The 18,687-nt window shown below is 47.2% G+C and carries 17 protein-coding genes, 2 tRNA genes and 1 riboswitch; of the genes, 1 reads left to right on the top strand and 18 read right to left on the bottom strand.

What is annotated here, in order from left to right; translation table 11 throughout:
* Nucleotides 1-374 precede the first annotated feature (374 nt).
* The 11 genes from G633_RS0113845 to G633_RS0113795 all read right to left on the bottom strand — a co-directional run bounded on the left by G633_RS0113845 (nucleotide 375) and on the right by G633_RS0113795 (nucleotide 8,752).
* Nucleotides 375-463 (bottom strand) — tRNA-Ser (locus tag G633_RS0113845).
* Between the two features lie 55 nt (nucleotides 464-518).
* Nucleotides 519-604: transfer RNA gene (locus G633_RS0113840), tRNA-Ser, on the bottom strand.
* Between the two features lie 184 nt (nucleotides 605-788).
* Nucleotides 789-1,856: a glycosyltransferase family 4 protein gene (locus tag G633_RS0113835; RefSeq protein WP_022768149.1), complete on the bottom strand. Its 1,068-nt coding sequence runs from the start codon at nucleotides 1,854-1,856 to the stop codon at nucleotides 789-791.
* An 11-nt stretch (nucleotides 1,857-1,867) separates the two neighbouring features.
* Nucleotides 1,868-2,575, bottom strand: a complete 708-nt coding sequence (gene ispD / locus G633_RS0113830) for a 2-C-methyl-D-erythritol 4-phosphate cytidylyltransferase (RefSeq protein WP_022768150.1) — start codon at nucleotides 2,573-2,575, stop codon at nucleotides 1,868-1,870.
* Complete coding sequence (gene tsaD, locus G633_RS18555) at nucleotides 2,572-3,702, bottom strand: tRNA (adenosine(37)-N6)-threonylcarbamoyltransferase complex transferase subunit TsaD (RefSeq protein WP_051200262.1); 1,131 nt, start codon at nucleotides 3,700-3,702, stop codon at nucleotides 2,572-2,574. Before tsaD ends, ispD begins: the two co-directional genes overlap by 4 nt.
* 46 nt (nucleotides 3,703-3,748) lie before the next feature.
* Entirely contained in the window at nucleotides 3,749-4,645 is an 897-nt protein-coding gene (locus G633_RS0113820) for a ChbG/HpnK family deacetylase (protein WP_026520286.1), read from the bottom strand.
* The gene (locus G633_RS0113815) at nucleotides 4,638-5,228 is read right to left on the bottom strand and encodes a DUF6715 family protein (protein WP_022768153.1); all 591 of its coding nucleotides are present in this window, start codon (nucleotides 5,226-5,228) and stop codon (nucleotides 4,638-4,640) included. The genes G633_RS0113820 and G633_RS0113815 overlap by 8 nt, the downstream gene beginning before the upstream one ends.
* 12 nt (nucleotides 5,229-5,240) lie before the next feature.
* Nucleotides 5,241-6,161 (bottom strand): ribonuclease Z, encoded by a 921-nt coding sequence (locus tag G633_RS0113810; protein WP_026520285.1) that lies wholly within the window; start codon nucleotides 6,159-6,161, stop codon nucleotides 5,241-5,243.
* Nucleotides 6,161-7,393, bottom strand: coding sequence for a tRNA (adenosine(37)-N6)-threonylcarbamoyltransferase complex dimerization subunit type 1 TsaB (gene tsaB, locus G633_RS19810; protein ID WP_026520284.1), 1,233 nt, complete (start codon nucleotides 7,391-7,393; stop codon nucleotides 6,161-6,163). The genes G633_RS0113810 and tsaB overlap by 1 nt, the downstream gene beginning before the upstream one ends.
* A gap of 27 nt (nucleotides 7,394-7,420) precedes the next feature.
* Nucleotides 7,421-7,858 (bottom strand): tRNA (adenosine(37)-N6)-threonylcarbamoyltransferase complex ATPase subunit type 1 TsaE, encoded by a 438-nt coding sequence (gene tsaE / locus G633_RS0113800; protein WP_026520283.1) that lies wholly within the window; start codon nucleotides 7,856-7,858, stop codon nucleotides 7,421-7,423.
* 108 nt (nucleotides 7,859-7,966) lie between these two features.
* Nucleotides 7,967-8,752: an ECF transporter S component gene (locus G633_RS0113795; RefSeq protein ID WP_026520282.1), complete on the bottom strand. Its 786-nt coding sequence runs from the start codon at nucleotides 8,750-8,752 to the stop codon at nucleotides 7,967-7,969.
* Between the two features lie 110 nt (nucleotides 8,753-8,862).
* Nucleotides 8,863-8,987, bottom strand: a riboswitch (FMN riboswitch).
* Nucleotides 8,988-9,086: 99 nt separating this feature from the next.
* Here G633_RS0113795 and G633_RS0113785 point away from each other — a divergent pair.
* The gene (locus tag G633_RS0113785) at nucleotides 9,087-10,169 is read left to right on the top strand and encodes an HD-GYP domain-containing protein (RefSeq protein ID WP_026520280.1); all 1,083 of its coding nucleotides are present in this window, start codon (nucleotides 9,087-9,089) and stop codon (nucleotides 10,167-10,169) included.
* Nucleotides 10,170-10,219: 50 nt separating this feature from the next.
* Here G633_RS0113785 and G633_RS0113780 read toward each other — a convergent pair whose 3' ends face one another.
* The 7 genes from G633_RS0113780 to G633_RS0113750 all read right to left on the bottom strand — a co-directional run bounded on the left by G633_RS0113780 (nucleotide 10,220) and on the right by G633_RS0113750 (nucleotide 18,676).
* Nucleotides 10,220-11,509 (bottom strand): UDP-N-acetylglucosamine 1-carboxyvinyltransferase, encoded by a 1,290-nt coding sequence (locus G633_RS0113780; RefSeq protein WP_026520279.1) that lies wholly within the window; start codon nucleotides 11,507-11,509, stop codon nucleotides 10,220-10,222.
* Nucleotides 11,510-11,581: 72 nt separating this feature from the next.
* Nucleotides 11,582-13,171: a M23 family metallopeptidase gene (locus tag G633_RS0113775; RefSeq protein ID WP_026520278.1), complete on the bottom strand. Its 1,590-nt coding sequence runs from the start codon at nucleotides 13,169-13,171 to the stop codon at nucleotides 11,582-11,584.
* Nucleotides 13,172-13,666: a hypothetical protein gene (locus tag G633_RS0113770; protein ID WP_022768161.1), complete on the bottom strand. Its 495-nt coding sequence runs from the start codon at nucleotides 13,664-13,666 to the stop codon at nucleotides 13,172-13,174.
* A gap of 294 nt (nucleotides 13,667-13,960) precedes the next feature.
* Entirely contained in the window at nucleotides 13,961-14,611 is a 651-nt protein-coding gene (locus G633_RS0113765; RefSeq protein ID WP_026520277.1) for a GTP pyrophosphokinase, read from the bottom strand.
* Between the two features lie 14 nt (nucleotides 14,612-14,625).
* The gene (locus tag G633_RS0113760) at nucleotides 14,626-15,570 is read right to left on the bottom strand and encodes a glycosyltransferase family 2 protein (protein WP_026520276.1); all 945 of its coding nucleotides are present in this window, start codon (nucleotides 15,568-15,570) and stop codon (nucleotides 14,626-14,628) included.
* Nucleotides 15,571-15,655: 85 nt separating this feature from the next.
* The gene (locus G633_RS0113755; protein ID WP_026520275.1) at nucleotides 15,656-17,065 is read right to left on the bottom strand and encodes an LCP family protein; all 1,410 of its coding nucleotides are present in this window, start codon (nucleotides 17,063-17,065) and stop codon (nucleotides 15,656-15,658) included.
* A gap of 204 nt (nucleotides 17,066-17,269) precedes the next feature.
* Nucleotides 17,270-18,676: an undecaprenyl-phosphate glucose phosphotransferase gene (locus G633_RS0113750; RefSeq protein WP_026520274.1), complete on the bottom strand. Its 1,407-nt coding sequence runs from the start codon at nucleotides 18,674-18,676 to the stop codon at nucleotides 17,270-17,272.
* Between the last annotated feature and the right edge of the window lie 11 nt (nucleotides 18,677-18,687).

The following is an 18,687-nucleotide window of genomic DNA, read 5'->3' as shown; positions in this document are numbered from 1 at the left end:
CGATGCTGTGCGCTTATGCGGTATTATCAGTCGTTTCCAACTGCTATCCCCCAGTATGAGGCAGGTTGCCCACGCGTTACTCACCCGTCCGCCACTAAGATTAAACAAGATTTGACCGAAGTCTCGTCAGCGTCTAATCTCCGTTCGACTTGCATGTGTTAGGCACGCCGCCAGCGTTCATCCTGAGCCAGGATCGAACTCTCACGTTAAAATAAGTTCAATTCCAGCCAGAACTAAAACGTTAGCTTTCGTTCTGTCCGTTATTACTTTTGGTTTGTTACTTCTGAATAATTCTCTTGGAATTTTTCAGGGTTGCATTACTGTTTATTTGTCAAGGTGCTATAATTATGACCCTTACTGATTGCGTAAGGCAACGCAGAAGGAGGGATTTGAACCCTCGCGCCGCTATTAACGACCTGCACCCTTTCCAGGGGTGTCTCTTCAACCACTTGAGTACTTCTGCAAAATAGTTGATACACAATAACTTATATTGTTGTAGCAGCGTGTTCATAATTAAGCGGAGCGAAAGGGATTCGAACCCTTGTGGCGTTGCCGCCAAACGGTTTTCAAGACCGCCTCGTTATGACCGCTTCGATATCGCTCCGAGTTAACTTACCACATATATCTCAGATAAGATAACGCTCTGTTTGAGTTGCTGTGGCATCTCGCGCAGCGCAAGATTTATATTAACAAAGCAGGGGGTAGATGTCAACTACATTTTTTAATTTTTTTCTTTTATTTTATAATTTATCAAATTAAAAACGAGCTTTGTGACAAAATAACAAATATCAAATCAGAGAATTGTAGATATTTACTAGTCTTTCCACACTGGCGCTGCTCGAATAATTTTCCTCAACTTTTTTAAAGGCGCTTACTCTAAGTTTATCGGCAAGAGTCTTGTCATTCATAACCTTAAGCACTGCATTTTTCAGCATTTCCGGATCCTTAGGAGGCACAAGCACGCCTGTTTCTCCATCTGTCACCACATCAGGAATGCCCCCAACCTCGCTGGCTACTACAACACAGCCGCCTGCCATAGCCTCAAGGACTGACACCGGGAAGCCTTCATAGTACGAAGGAAGCACGAAGATGCCACATTCGCCCAGGTACTTCTCCTTCTCTTCTCCCGAGATCCATCCCAGGAACTCAACCAGATTGTTACCTTCTATCCTCTTTCTGTAGCTCTCCTCTTCGTAAATTCCACCTATATAAAGCTTTACATCCTTGTTTTCGCGTCCAATCTCCGTAACGGCATCCAGAAGTTCATCAATGCCCTTATCCTTACAAATACGTCCCAGAAAGAGAAGCTTATTCATATCCCTGCAAGACTCCACGCCTTCAGCAAAAGAGATATCTCTTTTAACCGCAACGCAGTTGGGGAAGACTTTGATCTTTCCGGAATCAGTCAAATTAGAGAAATACTCCTTCCAGGAAGGGGTCAGAACCAGCATCACATCTGCCATATCAAGAATAGACTTAAGATACGCTCTTCTCTTATCGCTTATCTGGTTCTCGAAGTAATTCTTGAAATCACCACCATGCTGATGGAGCACGATCTTTTTGTTGCGTCGATAGGCTGCTCTTATAAAGAAAGACTTCCTCATGATGCTGCTGTCTGAGGAGGCGTTAACATGCACAACATCGCACCATGAAAGAGAGCACAAAAACTTAAAGTAAGCAGCGGCAGCTACCAAAAACTTCTTGCCCCTGCTTCCCTCTTTCATTGTTCCTATATATTTGAGGTCGACCTTTTTATCAAGGCCGGCCTCATAGTAGTTGTTAACTATAGCAGCGATTCCGCCGTGGACGCCCCTGTCAGGACCCACCATCAGAACTCTTTTTCTTTCGCTATCCATGTAACCTATCCTTATTTCCTTCCAAGGATTGCCTCTGCTACGGCGATATCCTCTGGTGTAGTGATCTTGATATTATCGTAGGAGCCCTCTACGAGCTTGACCTTTGTGTCTGTGTAATACTCAACAACCATGGCATCGTCGGTGAAGTTGATGCCCTTGGCCATGAGGTCGCCCTCCTCACGATCGAGTCTCTGATAGAGATCCAGTATCATCTTATAAGAGAAACACTGCGGAGTCTGAATAGTCCACATAAGATTTCTGTCCGGGGTTGAAGCTGCAAAGCCCTTTTCGTCAGCGATCTTGATGGTGTCCTTGGCAGGCATACCAACTACGCAGGCCTTGTATTCCTTAACAGCCTGAAGTGCCCTCAGAATAATGTCTCTGTTTATGAAAGGTCTTGCACCATCGTGGATAAAGGCATAGTCGCAATCTGCAGCTGCTGCCTGAAGTCCGAGCCTTACGCTGTGGTATCTTGCAAGTCCGCCTTCAACAACCGCCGTAACCTTATCAAACTTATATTTCTCCACGATTTCTTTTGTCACATAGGAAACGTCGCCTCTTGAGACCACCAGAACGATGTCGTCGATGATGCTCTCCTCAAAAGCCTTGAGAGAATAGTAAATAAGAGGCTTTCCTCCGATCTCCATGTACTGCTTCTTGACATCCGACTGCATTCTGCTGCCGGAGCCTGCTGCCAGAACTACCGCAACTGTCTTCATCTTCGTCCTCCAAAATCCCGCTCAAGCGCATCCAGACGGCTGGCTCTGCCGTGGAAACGTCTCTCGCGATCACCCAGCGGAAGGTTTGGAACTGCGTTCATGTCCAGTCCGAACCTGACGCCTTTTCTGTATTCATAGTATGCTGCTGCACCGATCATTGCCGCATTGTCGGTGCATAAAACAGGACTTGGCCTGTAGAATTCGATATTATTGGCCGCGCACTCTTTTTCCAAAAGCTCGCGAAGTGCAGTGTTGGAAGCAACTCCTCCGGCGATGGCAAGCTTGTTCATGCCGTATTCCTTGCAGGCGCGGATTGCATGTCCGGCGAGGACCTCTACTACTGCCTTCTGGAATGAAGCTGCGATGTCTGCCTGGTTGAGCTCCTGTCCCTGCATCTTGGCCTGATTGATGAGGTTTAGTACTGCGGACTTAAGTCCGGAGAAAGAGAAATCGTACTCCGCACCCTCGATCTTGGCCTGAGGGAATACGAAAGCATCGGGATTTCCTTCCCTTGCTGCTTTGTCAATCTTGGGGCCTCCGGGATAGCCAAGGCCGATGGCTCTTGCCACCTTGTCAAAAGCCTCTCCCGCCGCGTCGTCTCTGGTCTGACCGATTATGTCATACTCGCCGTAGTCCTTGACCACTACAAGGTGAGAGTGACCTCCCGATACCACAAGACACACGAAAGGTGGCTCAAGGTCTTTGTTCTCGATGAAGTTTGCGCTGATATGACCCTCTATGTGGTGGACTCCGATAAGTGGCTTGTTTTTGGCAAAAGAGATTGCTTTTGCCGCGGAGACTCCCACCAAAAGAGCACCTACAAGGCCGGGGCCGTAGGTTACTGCTACTGCGTCGATGTCATCAAGCGTAACTCCCGCTTCGTCCAAAGCTGCTCTTATGCAGCCGTTGATCTTCTCGACGTGCTTTCTGGATGCGATCTCCGGAACAACTCCGCCGTAGATGGTATGGAGCGCGATCTGTGATGAAATGATGTTGGAGAGGACTTCGCGTCCGTTTCTGACAACTGCAGCTGCAGTCTCATCGCAGGAGCTCTCAATGGCAAGGATGGTTACATCACCCTCGCTTCCGGTTTCCTGTGCTCTCTCATCATTCTCTTTTATCGACATGAAGATCACGCCGTCGTTTTCTACATTCTTATCTATCTTCATATAATTATCTCTTTAATCCGCCGCCAAATTTAACAAGGGCCTCAGCCTCTTTTTGTCTGTTAACGCTATTTTCATTAAGAAAATCCAGATCATCTTTGCTTGTGATCTGTGAAACCTCGGTAATATCTGTCACGTCTCCGGGATGGAATAATATCTCCATATCCTGAAGCCCCTTATCTGCCATGATGTCTGCTGCCACAGGGATGCACTCTTTTACATTGTCATAGAACATATGGCCCGAGAGCATGACTCCCATGAAAAACTTCCTCTGAACGCCGAGGCTGACGAGCATATCTTCATACTTTCTCTCATTGCGATTTGCAAGGGTGTTCAGCACAAGAACCTTGACTATATTGATGAGCTTTATGCCCTTTATCTTACCGGAGACCTTGCGATAGAGATTAAGGTCTTCCCTTGGGAACCTGATATAGGAAACCTCCAGGTTATGCTCCTTAACAACATCCATGATTGCATCAAAGACCAGTGGGAGCATGTGGTAGTGAACGTGTCCGTCGAGTCTGAATTTGCCGTCGTTCATGTACTCTCTGCAGGAGAGGATCTGCGCTTCCATCTCTCGTCTTATCTGGCGATAGTAGATCCTGCGAAGTACCGGCACGAAGCCTACAAGTAAAAGCTTCCCAAAGCCGATGCTGAAATTCCCGTCTCCGTCGATGAGCTTTGAAGCCTTAGCGCCGGTCAGTGGCTGTCCCTCCACGAGGTTCAAGTGCACGGTGATGGCGAGCTTTTTCTTAAAGTCTTTTATCTCATCCATGCACTCAGCAAGATATGGGCTGTTTGGCATGATGCTGATACCATTTAAAGCTCCATTGTGGTAACAGTCGATTATATGACGGCTCTGGGTCCTGAACATCCCATAGTCGTCTGCATGATATTCAATCATCTGATTCTTCCCTCTGTGTCCATCCAAGGATCTTCCAGTTGTTTGTGGTCTGATCTCTTCTTAGGATAAATGTATAGTAATTCGAGTAAGTCGGAGTTGTTGCATTTCTTATGTTAAAGAGGCAGTCACAGCTGCACATCTTGCGACCATCCACCACAACCTCCTCAGGCTCTTTTGTCTGAACGACATATGCAGGGATTGAGTACTGCTGCGCTTTTCTGCTGGTGACCTCGATCCTGATGCTTCCCTCGAAATTCTCGTTGGAAGCAAGAAGCTCATCATCCATAAGGCCCTTAAGAACTGCGATCATGGCATCTCTCTGGTCGTCGTCATAGGTCTCTCTGTAAAGAGTCTGCATGATCTTGGCATAGAGCTCAACGACCTTTCTTGCGCTGGCGGGATAGCTCTTTTCAAGGTTGGTGGTTGTGATCTCGTCCACCACCGTGATGACGTAGTCCTCGTCCTTGGCCGGCTGCTTCCTGGTCCTGGTGAGCATCATGTATACTCCCAGAACGATCATCGCTCCGAGCACGATCAGAACAATCGATTTAAGTACCGCTGATCCGACACTGCCTTTTTCCATACTTCCTCCTTCTTATTCGGTAAATCTAAGGGTGCAGCTTCGTCCGTCCTTGGCTGCAATGGTATTAGGAAAGATCTTCTTTGTATCCGACATGAACTCCATAGGATTTACAAGGGATGGGCTGTAGTGGGTAAGCCACATCTCTTTTACCTCGGCGTCCCTCGCCATTTTGGCGGCCTCGTAGAAGGTCATGTGCTTGTATTCCTTGGCCTTCTGGAGCTTGTCAGGCTCGCCGTACATTCCCTCACAGATAAACAGGTCTGACCCGGCAGCGTTTCTTACTATGCTGTCGGTGGGCCTTGAATCCGTACTGTAGGTGAGCTTGATACCCTTTCTCTCCTCTCCGAGAACCATGTCCGGTGTATAGGTGATTCCGTCATCTGTAGTCACGGTTTCGCCCTTTTGAAGGTTGTTCCAGAAGTCTCTGGGAATTCCCTTCTCCTGAGCTGCTTCCACGTTGAACTTGCCCTGACGGCGTAGGTTCATGGTATATCCGTAGCAAGTGATATTGTGGTTAACCTTGAAGGCTGTGATCGTGAATTCAGGCATGCCTTCCAGGTCAAAAGACATCTCGTCTCCGTTAATCTCTTTGAACTTAATCTCAAAAGGCAGCTCCGGCGCGATGGTACGAAGGCTGTTTACCACCTTCTCAAGACCCTTGGGGCCGACCATAAGGAGCGGCTCCGTGCGCTCTGCATTTCCCATGGTCAGCAGCATTCCGGGAAGTCCCGAGATGTGGTCCGCATGGTAATGGGTAAAGCACATTACGTCTATAGGCTTGGCGCTAAGGCCCTTTTTCTTCATGGCAATCTGTGTTCCCTCACCACAGTCGATGAGGATGCACTTGCCGTTATATCTCACAAGAAGTGCTGTGAGAAGTCTGTTGGGGAGTGGCATCATTCCGCCGGTTCCCAGTAGGCATACATCTATCATTAATTTTCTTCTCTCTTCCAATAAATCACTGCGTCGTCCTTGGGATCATCGTAAAATCCCGGGCGAACGCCTTCGCTCTTAAATCCGAGCTTCTCATAAAGTCTTATGGCAGGCGCATTCTGGGCTCTGACTTCCAGAGTATAGTCCTTGATCCCAATGCCCTTGCCCCTTTCAAGGAGCTGCTTGACCATCTTGTAGCCGCAGCCTTCCCTGCGGACATCGCCTGAAACCGAGACATTGGTGACTTCTCCATCGCCGGAGATGTTCTGAACTCCGCAGAGTCCCACGATCCTGCCGGCCATCTCGGCAACAAGGTAAATGGTATCATCTCTTGTCATAGCATCAAGGAGTTGTTTCTGAGTCCAGGCTTCCTTACCAAGGTTTATCTGTTCAAGCTTCCAGGCATCCTCAACATCCTCGGCGGTCATGGGTCTTATGCGGACCTTACCGGGAGTGCTGTGAGCTGCTGCCCTCTTCTCTGAAGCTGAAACGGAATCCGATTCCTCTTTTTCCAGAGACTCACGCTCTGCCTGAGACAGGCGAAGATAATCGGGAGCAAACTCATCGGAGGAAACGAACCTGCCGTCTGCAGCGTACTTAAGGGCCAGGGCTGCAATGGATGCTGCGCTCTGGCGGTTCATATGCAGAGGCGCTACGGTGAAGGGCACCTTAAGCCCCTGTTCAAGCTTGTCATGGTATACGGGAACGCCGTCGCCCAGGAGCACAACGCTCTTGCCGATGCTGTTAAGCTCGGCGATGACATCGTCCACAGAAGCTGCGTACTGTTTCCTTATCACACGCATATCAAAGCCCTGCTCGAAGTTCTTCTCCTCGGTGGGGCTTGGTACGAAGGTATAGATTCCTGTGTAGACCTGATTGCGCCTTGCGTCCATCATAGGGCAGATGATCTTCTCATTACCGTAGAGGTTATAGGCAAGGCCATCCACAGTGGGGATTGGGATGATGGGCTTATCGAGAGCCAGCGCCAGTCCCTTGGCAGTAGCAGAGCCTATGCGAAGTCCGGTAAAAGAGCCGGGACCTTTCGCTACAGCTATCGCATCAATCGTACTAAGGTCGAGCCCTATCTTGTCCGTCATGTCTTTTAACATGGGCATCAGGATCTCTGAATGTGTTGTCTTATGTTGTATTGAGAACTGGGCCTTAAGTAAGTCGCCGTCAGTGATGGCAACGGTTGCAACCAGTCCTGAAGTGTCTATTGCAAGTATTTTCATAATCTATGTTCCTGTTGTTAGTATGGCTTAGTGCCTTGTCATGGTGATGAGCCTGTAATCAAGGCCCTTCTCAAGGTTCTTTTCAATAACGATCTCTGTGTAGTGCTCTGGAAGCAGCTCCTCTATGAGGTTGGCCCACTCAACGAAGCACACGCCGTCGCCGTAGAAGTAATCCTCGTAGCCGATCTCGTCCATCTCACTGATATCGCCGATCCTGTAGACATCGAAGTGATAGAACGGAATCCTGCCCTCGTCATAGACCTGAAGTATGGTAAAGGTCGGTGAACTCACAGGTCCAAGGATGCCGAGTCCTGCTGCCACTCCTTGGGTCAGCACGGTCTTTCCAACGCCAAGGTCTCCTATAAGGGTATAGACCATTCCGGGTGTCGCGCTCTCTCCAATCCTTCTTCCGATCTCGAAGGTCTCACTTGCACTATTTGTCTCATGTCTGGTTACGATTTCCATAAAAACCCCCGTATGCACAAACTAAACCACTTTTATAATATCACAAAAGAAACGCTGCGGGTAGATTCCGCAGCGCTTCGAGGTATGCGTTATTTGGTTGTATTTGTATTATGCCTCTTCTGCCTTGGCTACTCTCTTGCGAACTGCCATGGGAGTGGTCTTAAGGATAGGGCTGAGCTGCTTGTAAACAAGGAAGGTCAGCGTGCTGTCCACTGCACCCTTTAAGAGATTGAATGGTGCTACGCAGATTGCACAGAAAGTAAATACGTTGGTTACAAGAGGATTGATTGCTGTTCCGGCCTCAATGAATACGCTGATGTCGCAGCCGTATGCGATTGCGTATGCAGGAAGCAGGAAGAATGCATTTAAGGTTGATCCTACGATCGCGATGCAAAGTGTACCTGTGATGCAGCTGATAAGGGCAACCTTTCTGGTCTTCTTGAATCTGTAGATGACTGTTGCAGGAATTACGAAAGCTGCTCCAACGCAGAAGTTTGCGATCTCACCTACAAATCCCGGTGTAGGTCCCTGGATAAGGACGTTGAGTGTAACCTTGATGAACTCGATCATCACTGCAACCATGGGACCTGCTGCGAATCCGCCGATAAGAGCGGGAATATCGCTGAAGTCAAATTTGTAGAATGGAGGTGCGATTGGAAGCGGGAACTCAAGGAGCATAAGCACAAAGGCAATTGCGGAAAAGACACCTATGATTGCGATCTTTCTTGTGCTGAACATTGCTTCTACGGTTCCGGTCTTTTCAAGCTCCTGCTTTCTTGCGAGCTTCTCGGCCAGGTACGCAATAACAAATGCCACTACGATAAGTAGCAAAAGTGCTGCGAAACGTCCGGGCGCTCCGGTGATGTTTGCGATTGTTTCTTTCAGATTGTTCATTTTTCTCCTTCTTTCTCATCGGGTGAATTTTTATTTGATTTGAAGGAGAGATAAAGTGGGAATTAATAATGACTTACTCGCACGGCTTCGAGAACCTCAGCTCGTACTCTGCACTTCTTCTCTCATCCAGACTATACTGTCGGTCTTGGAATCTCACCAAGTCGGCCGCTTGAAGATCAAGCAGTTCGCGGACTATACCGCCGGTTGGGAATCGCACCCTGCCCCGAAGAATTATTTTTTCTAGTAAAATACTATCCCTTGCCGAGTGTACTGTCAAGGATTTATAATAATACATATATCTACGTTTTGACGTAAATTCTTTTTGCGAGGGACAATGAAGAGAGTACTCACAAAAAAACTTTTGCCCGGAATGATTCTGGCAAGTGATGTGTTTACCTACGATTCCCACACCAAACTCATGGAAAAGGGAACTGTACTTAATGACAAAGACATTGCCAGACTTGCATTCTACTCAATAATAGACGTACCTATTGAAGAGGCCCAGCCCAAGGAAGCTGCAGATAGCAGCGCCGATGCAGGGCTTACTTATGCTGAGCGTTTAAAGCAGTCAGAGGCCTTCAAGGAGTTCAAGCAGGACTTTGAGCAATGCGCCAGCAAATTCGAGCACACCATCAGTGATATCCTAAAGGGCAATGAAGATCTTGATATTGATGATATGATGACGCCCATCTACTCGCTGCTGAGCGAGGGCAGAACCACAGCCAACATCTTTGACATGCTCCACAACCTAAGACTTTATGATGATGCCACATATACACACTGCATCAATGTTGCCCTCATTACAAATATCATCGCCCAGTGGCTCAGATGGGATGAGGCAGAGATAGAGTTAGCTACTCAGGCAGGTCTTTTCCATGATATCGGCAAACTCCTGATTCCTGATACGATCATAACCAAGCCCGGTGCTCTGACAGATGATGAGTATAACATGATCAAGACACATCCCCAGAAGGGATATGAAGCCATGAAGGCGCTGAATATCAGCGCACATGTCAAGAACGCCGCCCTCATGCATCATGAGAGATGTGACGGAACGGGATATCCCTTGAGATTAAAAGGGCCTCAGATTGATAAGTTTGCCAAGGCTGTTGCCATTGCGGATGTATATGATGCCATGACAAGCTCAAGATACTACCGTGGCCCTTTGTGTCCGTTCATTGCGATCTCAATGTTTGAAGAAGAAGGTTTCCAGAAATATGATCCGGAGATGATCATGTGCTTCCTCAACAATATAGTAAACACATATCTTCTCAACACCGTACGCCTTAATACAGGTGAAGTCGGCGAGATCATATTTATAAACAGTTCACACCTCTCAAGGCCCACCATCAAGGTCGGCAATGATTACATTGATCTGTCGAAATGCCCGGGAGTATACATTCAGGAAATTATATAAGCAAAGAAAAAGCCTGGCATGCTGAGCATGTCAGGCTATTATAATGCGCTTTATGCGTTCTTTAACTTAAACTTCTGGATATCTCTGTCATCATCCACTTTCTCAATCTGAGCACCAAGGCCTCTTAACTTGACCTCAAAGTCCTCATATCCTCTCTCGATGTACTTGATATCCTCTATTGTTGAGTAACCTTCTGCTGTGAGGGCTGCGATAACAAGCGCTGCACCTGCCCTTAAGTCAGGAGCTGAAACTGTTGCGCCGGTGTATCTCTCGACACCTTCGATGATGGCTGTGCTTCCTTCTACCTTGATGGAAGCTCCCATTCTTGTGAGCTCATCAACATACTTAAAGCGGCTCTCAAAGATGCTCTCTGTTACTATACTGATACCACTTGCAAGGCCAAGTGCCACGGTGATCTGTGGCTGCATATCTGTGGGATATCCCGGATATGGCAGGGTCTTAACATGTGTGTTCTTAAGTCTCTTGGCAGCCACAACTCTGACCTCGTCGTCAGACTCGTGGATCTGGCATCCCATCTCTACAAGCTTGGCACTGATGGACTCAAGGTGCTTGGGAATGACATTCTTGACCGTTACATCACCCATGGTTGCTGCTGCAGCCATCATGAAGGTTCCGGCCTCTATCTGATCGGGAATGATTGTATACTCAGTTCCGTGGAGCTTCTCAACTCCCTTGATTCTGATGACATCGGTACCTGCGCCCTTGATATTAGCTCCCATGCTGTTGAGGAAGTTCGCGATATCAACGACGTGTGGCTCCTTGGCTGCGTTCTCGATGATGGTCTTGCCCTCAGCCATTACAGCCGCCATCATAATATTGATGGTAGCACCTACGCTGACAACATCGAGGTAGATGTGGCTTCCTACAAGCTTATCAGCCTTGGCATAGATGATGTCCTGGATGTTGACCTTGGCTCCAAGAGCAGTAAAGCCCTTGATATGCTGGTCGATAGGACGAAGGCCGATGTGACAGCCACCGGGAAGTGCAACTCCGGCATCCTTATACTTACCAAGAAGAGCACCAAGGAGGTAATAACCTGCCCTGATCTTCTTGATATAATCATTTTCAATTGTATGGTTTTTGATCTGAGAAGCATTGATCTTCACAGAATGTCTGCCTGTGCGCTCAACAAATGCGCCTATGCTCTCGATAGCCTGAAGCATTGCATTGGTATCGGAGGCGTCCGGCATATTATCTATATAGACAGTCTCATCCGTCATGGTTGCAGCAGCAAGGATCGCAAGTGCAGCGTTTTTGGCTCCACCGATCTCAACCTCGCCAACCAGCGGATTTCCGCCTTTTATCACGTATTTTTCCATAGGTATCTCTCTTCTTTTTCTTGAACAAATATTAGTTATACCACAATAATGTGTATTTGTAAAACCGATAGTTTAGTTCAAGTAATTAAGCGGGTTAACCTGACTTCCACCCACCAAAATCTCAAAGTGAAGGTGAGGTCCCGTAGATACACCTGTATTACCTGAGAGAGCAATTCTCTGTCCCTGAGAAACCGACTGTCCGACTGAAACCAGGACCTTACTAAGGTGTCCGTACCTGGTCTCCCTGCCGTCCGGATGCCTTATGTATACACAGTATCCGTATCCGCTTCCCCAACCGGCTCTTGTAACAACACCGGAAGATGAAGCAACAACAGAAGTTCCGACAGGAGTAGCCCAGTCAACACCCTTGTGATAGGAGCTTGCTCCCTTGGTGGGACGATTTCTTTTACCAAATCCGGAGGTAAGTCTTCCGCCGGAAATAGGCTTGATATATGTAGGCGGAACGATGGTTCCTCTCTCAACAATCTTGGGAACAGCCTTGTAGGTGACTTCTTCCTTCTCAATCTCACGCCCTACTTCGCTGTTATCCATATATGAAACCAGAGCGACAACCTTTCTGTGTCCGGCTGACGGCTCCTGAAGGACCTTGGTCTGGGTTGTGTACCAGCTGTCGTTGTCGACATACTGAACCTCAGCCTCATAGTCCTCTTCGTAGTATTCCTGAATTGTATAGTTAACTGAGAGCTCGGGCTCAGGAACGGTAACGATCAGGTTATCCTGTACCCTTATCATGGTGCGCTCGCTCTCGAGCTGTTCGTTCATGTTAACAAGGTCATCGACGGTAAGACCGAACTTCATGGCGATGGTTCCAAGAGTATCGCCGGACTGAACCTCGTAGATCTGGTTGGTCTCTTTGTCCTTGGTAACTTCGTCGATGGCTGTTGCAAGGTCAGTGATCTCGCTGTCGGGAAGGTAACTCTCCACGATCTCAACCTTGTCAGCAAAGTCCATGCTCATAAGTCCAAGATCATAGTCGGAGAAATCCTTGTCATAGGCAAGAGGCTTAGCCTCGTTGACGATCTGTGTCAGCTCTGCCTGGAAACCTGCCTGAGGAAGGGAAGTCTCTGCTATCTCTTCTTCCTTCTTAACCTCTTCCTTGCTGAGGACCTGAGGCGTAAGAACGTTAACCTCACGGTCTGTATCAAGAATGAGGTTTACGTCGTAGAGCCCTTCTTCATCATAGTTTGAAAGAGCTGTCGAAAGCAGCTTCATTACATCGTCGATGCTTGCGAGATTGACTGCAAACTCGTTGATCTTGATGGAATAGGATCTGTTGAGTGTGCTCCTGAGGTTCCCTTTAAGGACTGTCGACATCTCTTTTGACATGGAAGAGACAGAGTCTACAGTGCCCCAGAGAACGTTGCTTCCTTCTATGTTAAGGTCTGCCTTGGCAAGAACCAGCTCTCCGTCACTTGATGCGATGGAACGCCTTGCATCTCTGTAGGCCTCGTAAGCCTCCTCTTCAGAGCCTGCTATTCCTACCACTACGTCATTTAATTTTACGGTAAAAATATTGTCGCCGCCCCTTTCAAACTTAACAAAGCTGGGCATAAACAGTATCCAAGCTACGATTATCACCAGTACTGACTGCAAAAACCATACCTTGATCTTGCGGCGAAATACAGTATTGCTAAAACTCATTTATAAAACACCTAAAATTCTAAGAATATTGAGTACCAGGTCTGCGCCTGCTACTAAGAGAGTGATGATAAGAAGGGGAAGAAGCGCGCTGTTCTTGGTCTCTACTGCTACCTGAACAGACTCTATTTTGTGCTTAACCTCTTTAAACTCATCAAGGCTCTTTTCCTGGCCTTTTTCTACTACGGCCTGGACGTTTCTATATACCTGTACACCTACATCGTGAACCTGGGTTTCGCTTTGTTCCAATCTCTCTGTGAGAGCTGCTACGGTCTTGCCGGTTTCCTGAATGGAATTTCTTGCATCCTCGATGGCTGCTCTGTGCTCCTTCTCATTGGCGCGCAGTTCCTCAAGCTGGAGTTTGAACTGCTCCGCCTCCTGCCTGGTCCTCTCAGCTTCCATGGCCTCGGCCTGTGCATTGGCTCTTATTATGTCCTGTGCACCTATTTTCTCTGCAAGCTTGTCCATAAAGTTCTCCACAATTTTTCCTCCCAACATTTTCGCTTACTCCTCTGATGTAATCATGTAATCCACTGATGTTTTATCCACATAAGCTTATCATTTATTATGCAATATATACAAGAATATAATGATTAAAAGAGATTTATTAGCTACTTTTACTATTTGTTCATGCTCAGTTCATAGTTTGTTCATAATTGTCCTGTATATTTATACTACAGTCAAGAGACAGGCAACATGTTAATAACGAAAGATAGATTTTTTCATAATAGGGTAGGCGCAGCGATGTGTCTACCCACTCCTCATTAATGGGGGTTTTCACCCCCGGGAATGTCATTCCTTCTCTATCGCAAGGATCTCCTCATTCAGGGAGAGCATTCTTGCATCAAGATTAGCCACCATTGTGGCACACTCATGGAGCTCCGAATTGATGTGAGCCGGGGCCTTTCCCTCGAACTTATACTGAATCTTGTGCTCTAAGGATGCCCAGAAATCCATGGCAACGGTCCTTATCTGGATCTCAACCTTGACGTTTACGATCTTGTCGGAGAGATAGACAGGGAGAGAGACTATCATGTGATAGCTTCTGTATCCGCTGGGCTTGGGGTTCATGATGTAATCCTTGATGGTATGAACCTGTATATCCTTCTGATTGCTGATCATCTCGGCAATCCTGTAGATATCTGATGTAAATGAGCAGATAATACGGATTCCGGCTATATCATTGACATAGCGCACCATGTTCTCGATGGTGGACTCATATCCGTTTCTCTTTAATTTCTTGACGATGCTCTCGGGGACCTTGACCCTGTATTTAACGTGCTCGATGGGGTTGTACTTGTGAACCTCCTGGAACTCGTCGTTGAGGATCTCGATCTTGGTCTGCATCTGCTTAAGTGCAGCGTTGTAGAGGAGGTTTACTTCCTCCCATGAATTCATGTCGTCGGATATCTTGACGTCCATTCCTGATAAATCTAATTCCATTTGATAATACCTCGTTAGGTCCTATCGGTAAGCCAATACTCCTTATTAAGAGATAGCTTGGGTAAAAGAACTTTCGGCAGCTTTTTATAGTTTCTGCCAAGCTTGTAGCCGAGCCATCTGCAGCCACACATTACGATGTAATGAGGGATGAGATAAGCCTTGCCGACCTGTCTGAAGTGCCCTATTGTCTCAGATACCATCTTTTTGCCCTCGGTCTCTGATCTGATTGAGCCGAAGATCTCAGGATGGTCTGTCTGCGAAACACCGATGTCAAAGTTTCTGTGGAACTGCTGGGCACAGGTGTAGTTGTGGGAATGTATAACTCCTGCCTCAGGAACATAACTGATAGCGTAGCCCTTCTGGCAGATATTTCCTGCATAGACCATATCCTCGTTAAAGATGGTCCTGTGGGTAAATCCCCCTATCTCGTCAAACACGGAGCGCCTGTACATGGCACAGACATTGGAACAAAAGTAGGTCTTTATTCCGAGACGCGGAAGGTCTTTCTGTGTCTTTTTCATAGGCTCGTTGGGGTAGTTGAACTTGCGGGAGTAGCGCTCAGCAAGATTACAGTCTGTCTTGGGGTACTGCCTTGCATAGGCTGCTGCCACGTCGCTGTCCTCAAATGCTTTCACAAGGCTTGAAATAAGCATTTTATCCCTCGGGAAGGCATCCTGTGTCATCATCAGAAAGAACTCCGAATCCGAGTGTTTAACGCCCAAATTCCTGGTCTCTCCGTGATCAAACGAAGCCTTGGTCACATGCTCCACTACTATGTTATCATATTTTTCCTGTGGATTTTCCCTTGATTTTGACAGTAGCTCTTTCCAGTATTTTTCCTCGGTGTTCATGATGATAATCTTTGATGGGCGAAGTGACTGCCTCTCCAGATCATCGATCAGGCGCAAAAGAGCTATATCCGGTTTATAAGTAGGAATAATGATATCTACGGTACTCATTCTTTTCCCTCAAATAGATAAAGAAGAATTAAGGGCCGGGCTCATATGAACCCAGCCCCATAAAATCTGTATTAAAGCATTAAGATCAGCCGATGTACTTGCTTACATCACCCTTGATCTTGTCGCTGTACTTCTGAACATCTGCTGAAGGCTCGTAGCTCTCATCGTTGAAGAGGAACTTGTGGAGCCACTTAACGTTGCTCTGAAGGTCAACCGGAAGTACGCAGCTTCCTGCCTTACCCATGGTTCCTGTTGCACGCATCTCCTCGTAAGGGAATCCGTTGTTATCAACAACCCTGTACTTGGCAACGTTCTTGAGCATATCAAGGATCTCAGAGATATCAAGTGATGTGTAAGTCTCTTTGAATGCGTTGTTGGCAACTGTCTCGAGCTGTGAGTAGCTCATACCCTGTGCCTTCTCAAGGCAAGCCATAAGGACTGTTCTCTGTCTCTCTGCACGTCTGAAGTCATCGCCTGCTGTGTATCTGATACGGCAGTAAGCTGTTGCCTGAAGTCCGTTAAGGGTCTGTACTCCTGCGCTGGTTACAGGTGTGTAGTTGAGCTTGAGCTCCTGAGCCATTGTGGACTGGTAGTTGTTAAGGTGAGAGATCTCTGCATCTGTAACATCGATCGTTACTCCGCCAAGGGCGTCAACAACGTCTGTAAGACCTCTGAATCCGATAGTGATGAAATCAGAAATATCCATATCCAGGTTCATGTTGAGCATTGAAATAGCCTGCTCGGGACCACCCTGAGCGTAAGCTGCGTTACACTTGGTGTAAGTATCGTTACTTAAGTTAAGGTAAGTATCACGGTAAACTGAGCAGAGCTTAACCTCTCCGGTATCATTGTTGATAGATGCAATGATGATGGAGTCGGATCTTGTATTCTTGGTCAGCTGCTCGTCACGGGCATCAACACCAAAGAGTGCGATATTGGTGTATCCCTTCATCTTCTCATCGTTTACAACGGTCTCACTGATACTCTGTGTGATTGCTTCCTCGTTAAGGTTAACCTTACCAACCTTAGTTACGTCAACCTTGAAGAAAAGAGTGTAAGCAACATATACAAGTACGCAGGCAAGGAGCATTTCTGCTACCAGAAGGATTATTGCCTTCTTGTTGTTCTTTTTCTTGCCGTTTCCACCGTTACCGCCTCTTCCGTTACCACCGTTTCCTCTGCCGTTTCCGCCTCTTGAAGATGATGGTCTTGATGAAGAAGGTCTTGAAGATGAACTTCTTGAAGCTGATCCTCTTGATGAAGAAGTTCTGCGTGGATCTCTTGATGATCCTGAAGCTGATCTGCCTGATGCTGATCTTGCTGATCCCTGTGAGCTTCTCCTTGGTCTGTCTTCATAATCGTCGTAGCGATCATCATATCTGTCATCATAGCGATCGTCGTATCTATCATCATAGCGATCGTCGTATCTGTCATCGGTTCTGCGAGATGGTCTGCGACTATCTCTCTCGTAGTATTCGTCGTCTCTGTTTGACATAACACGTCTCCTCGTCCCAACAAAAATTCATGCTAATGCTAATATGGCAAATTAACACCAATATATTCTGCCACAAATGTGTACTATTTACAACCCCAAAAGAAAATGAGAGAGTGGGTGAGTCAGTGGGGACGTTTCAGTTTGACTCATTTTGCCGCGCAAAATGAGTCAAACTGAAACGTCCCCACTGACTCACCCACTCTCTTAATATGCATTTTTATTAACGAAGCCGTGCCTTATGGTTCCAAGCAGTATCTTGAAATCAAAAGCCATGGTCCAGTTTTCGATATAGTAAATATCGTAGTCGATTCTTTTCCTGATAGAAGTATCACCGCGATATCCGTTGATCTGTGCCCATCCGGTAAGGCCGGGGCGAACCTGGTGCTTGACCATGTAGCGTGGGATCTGCTCCTTGAACTTCTCAACGAACTGAGGGCGCTCAGGTCTTGGTCCCACAAGGCTCATCTGACCGATGAAAATATTGAAGAACTGTGGCATCTCATCGATACTGGTCTTACGAAGGAATCCCCCAACTCTGGTGATTCTGGGATCACCCTTGGTGGTCCAGCCTTTCTTTTCCTCAGCTTCTGTCTGAACCTTCATGGTCCTGAACTTGTACATCATGAAAGGAACGCCGTTCCTGCCGACTCTCTCCTGCTTGTAGATGATGGGTCCCGGGCTCGTTGCCTTGATGGCGATGGCCGAAGCCAGCATGATAGGTGAGAATATGATAATTGCGAAAAGAGATCCCACAATATCCACCGTTCTCTTGGCAAATCTGTTAAAAGAGTTTGTAAGAGGCACATATCTGATGTTGATAACCGGAAGCCCCTGTACATCCTCGGTGTATGGACTGCTGGGGATGAGGGATGTGTAATCCGGAATAAACTTGGTGTGAACGCCGGATTTCTCGCATTCGGCAACCAGTTCCTCCAGGCGATCGTAGTCGTTCAGAGGAAGGGTGATGGTGATCTCATCGAAATTATTTTTCTCAAGGAGGTCCGTCAGCTGTTCAATCTTGCCAATGACCTTGATTCCGTGGTAGCTGGTATCAAGGGGAACAAAGTCATCGAGAACGCCCGCGATAACGTAGCCCCACTGCGGATTTTCAAGAATCCTGCTGATGTAAGCCTCAGCGGCTCTTGAGTATCCAACCAGAAGAATATGCTTGATGTTATAGCCCTTCTTGCGGATGAACTGCAGGAACTTACGCAGCATCCAGTGGGCAATCGTCGTCAGGGTAATATTCAGAGCAAAGAAGATGGCCATCATCCAACGCGAGAAATCGCCCTGCTTTAACAGGTACAGGATAACCGTAAAGCCGATGATGCCCATGATATTGGCCTGGACAATGTCTACAAACTCCTCCCAGAGGCGCAGAGCCCTTCTGGAGGTGTAGAGCTGGACCATATAATAAAGAAGAATGTACGCGGGAACCAAAAAATAAAGCGCAGAAAAATAGGTCTCCATCGGAAGTCGTCCGCCGGGCCTTTTATCTGCGAATATAGATTCAAACTTGATATAGTAGGAAAGCACATAGGAACCGGCCACCAAAAGCCCGTCCACGATAACATGTGCCCTATTGAGATGTACCTGATTGTCCTTGATCACAATACTTTTCC

Source organism: Butyrivibrio sp. FCS006, from assembly GCF_000424525.1.
GTDB lineage: Bacteria > Bacillota > Clostridia > Lachnospirales > Lachnospiraceae > Butyrivibrio.
Note: the sequence above shows the minus strand (reverse complement) of the source record. Positions and strands in the feature narration are given on the sequence as shown.

Excerpts from the sequence above, each read along its gene's own strand:
- G633_RS0113775 (WP_026520278.1), bottom strand. The coding sequence starts at position 13,171 with ATGAGTTTTAGCAATACTGTATTTCGCCGCAAGATCAAGGTATGGTTT.
- tsaD (WP_051200262.1), bottom strand. The coding sequence starts at position 3,702 with ATGTCGATAAAAGAGAATGATGAGAGAGCACAGGAAACCGGAAGCGAG.
- G633_RS0113815 (WP_022768153.1), bottom strand. The coding sequence starts at position 5,228 with ATGGAAAAAGGCAGTGTCGGATCAGCGGTACTTAAATCGATTGTTCTG.
- G633_RS0113785 (WP_026520280.1), top strand. The coding sequence starts at position 9,087 with ATGAAGAGAGTACTCACAAAAAAACTTTTGCCCGGAATGATTCTGGCA.
- G633_RS0113795 (WP_026520282.1), bottom strand. The coding sequence starts at position 8,752 with ATGAACAATCTGAAAGAAACAATCGCAAACATCACCGGAGCGCCCGGA.
- G633_RS0113820 (WP_026520286.1), bottom strand. The coding sequence starts at position 4,645 with ATGATTGAATATCATGCAGACGACTATGGGATGTTCAGGACCCAGAGC.
- tsaB (WP_026520284.1), bottom strand. The coding sequence starts at position 7,393 with ATGAAAATACTTGCAATAGACACTTCAGGACTGGTTGCAACCGTTGCC.
- G633_RS0113810 (WP_026520285.1), bottom strand. The coding sequence starts at position 6,161 with ATGATAGATGTATGCCTACTGGGAACCGGCGGAATGATGCCACTCCCC.
- G633_RS0113835 (WP_022768149.1), bottom strand. The coding sequence starts at position 1,856 with ATGGATAGCGAAAGAAAAAGAGTTCTGATGGTGGGTCCTGACAGGGGC.
- tsaE (WP_026520283.1), bottom strand. The coding sequence starts at position 7,858 with ATGGAAATCGTAACCAGACATGAGACAAATAGTGCAAGTGAGACCTTC.
- ispD (WP_022768150.1), bottom strand. The coding sequence starts at position 2,575 with ATGAAGACAGTTGCGGTAGTTCTGGCAGCAGGCTCCGGCAGCAGAATG.
- G633_RS0113780 (WP_026520279.1), bottom strand. The coding sequence starts at position 11,509 with ATGGAAAAATACGTGATAAAAGGCGGAAATCCGCTGGTTGGCGAGGTT.
- G633_RS0113770 (WP_022768161.1), bottom strand. The coding sequence starts at position 13,666 with ATGTTGGGAGGAAAAATTGTGGAGAACTTTATGGACAAGCTTGCAGAG.
- G633_RS0113765 (WP_026520277.1), bottom strand. The coding sequence starts at position 14,611 with ATGGAATTAGATTTATCAGGAATGGACGTCAAGATATCCGACGACATG.
- G633_RS0113755 (WP_026520275.1), bottom strand. The coding sequence starts at position 17,065 with ATGTCAAACAGAGACGACGAATACTACGAGAGAGATAGTCGCAGACCA.
- G633_RS0113760 (WP_026520276.1), bottom strand. The coding sequence starts at position 15,570 with ATGAGTACCGTAGATATCATTATTCCTACTTATAAACCGGATATAGCT.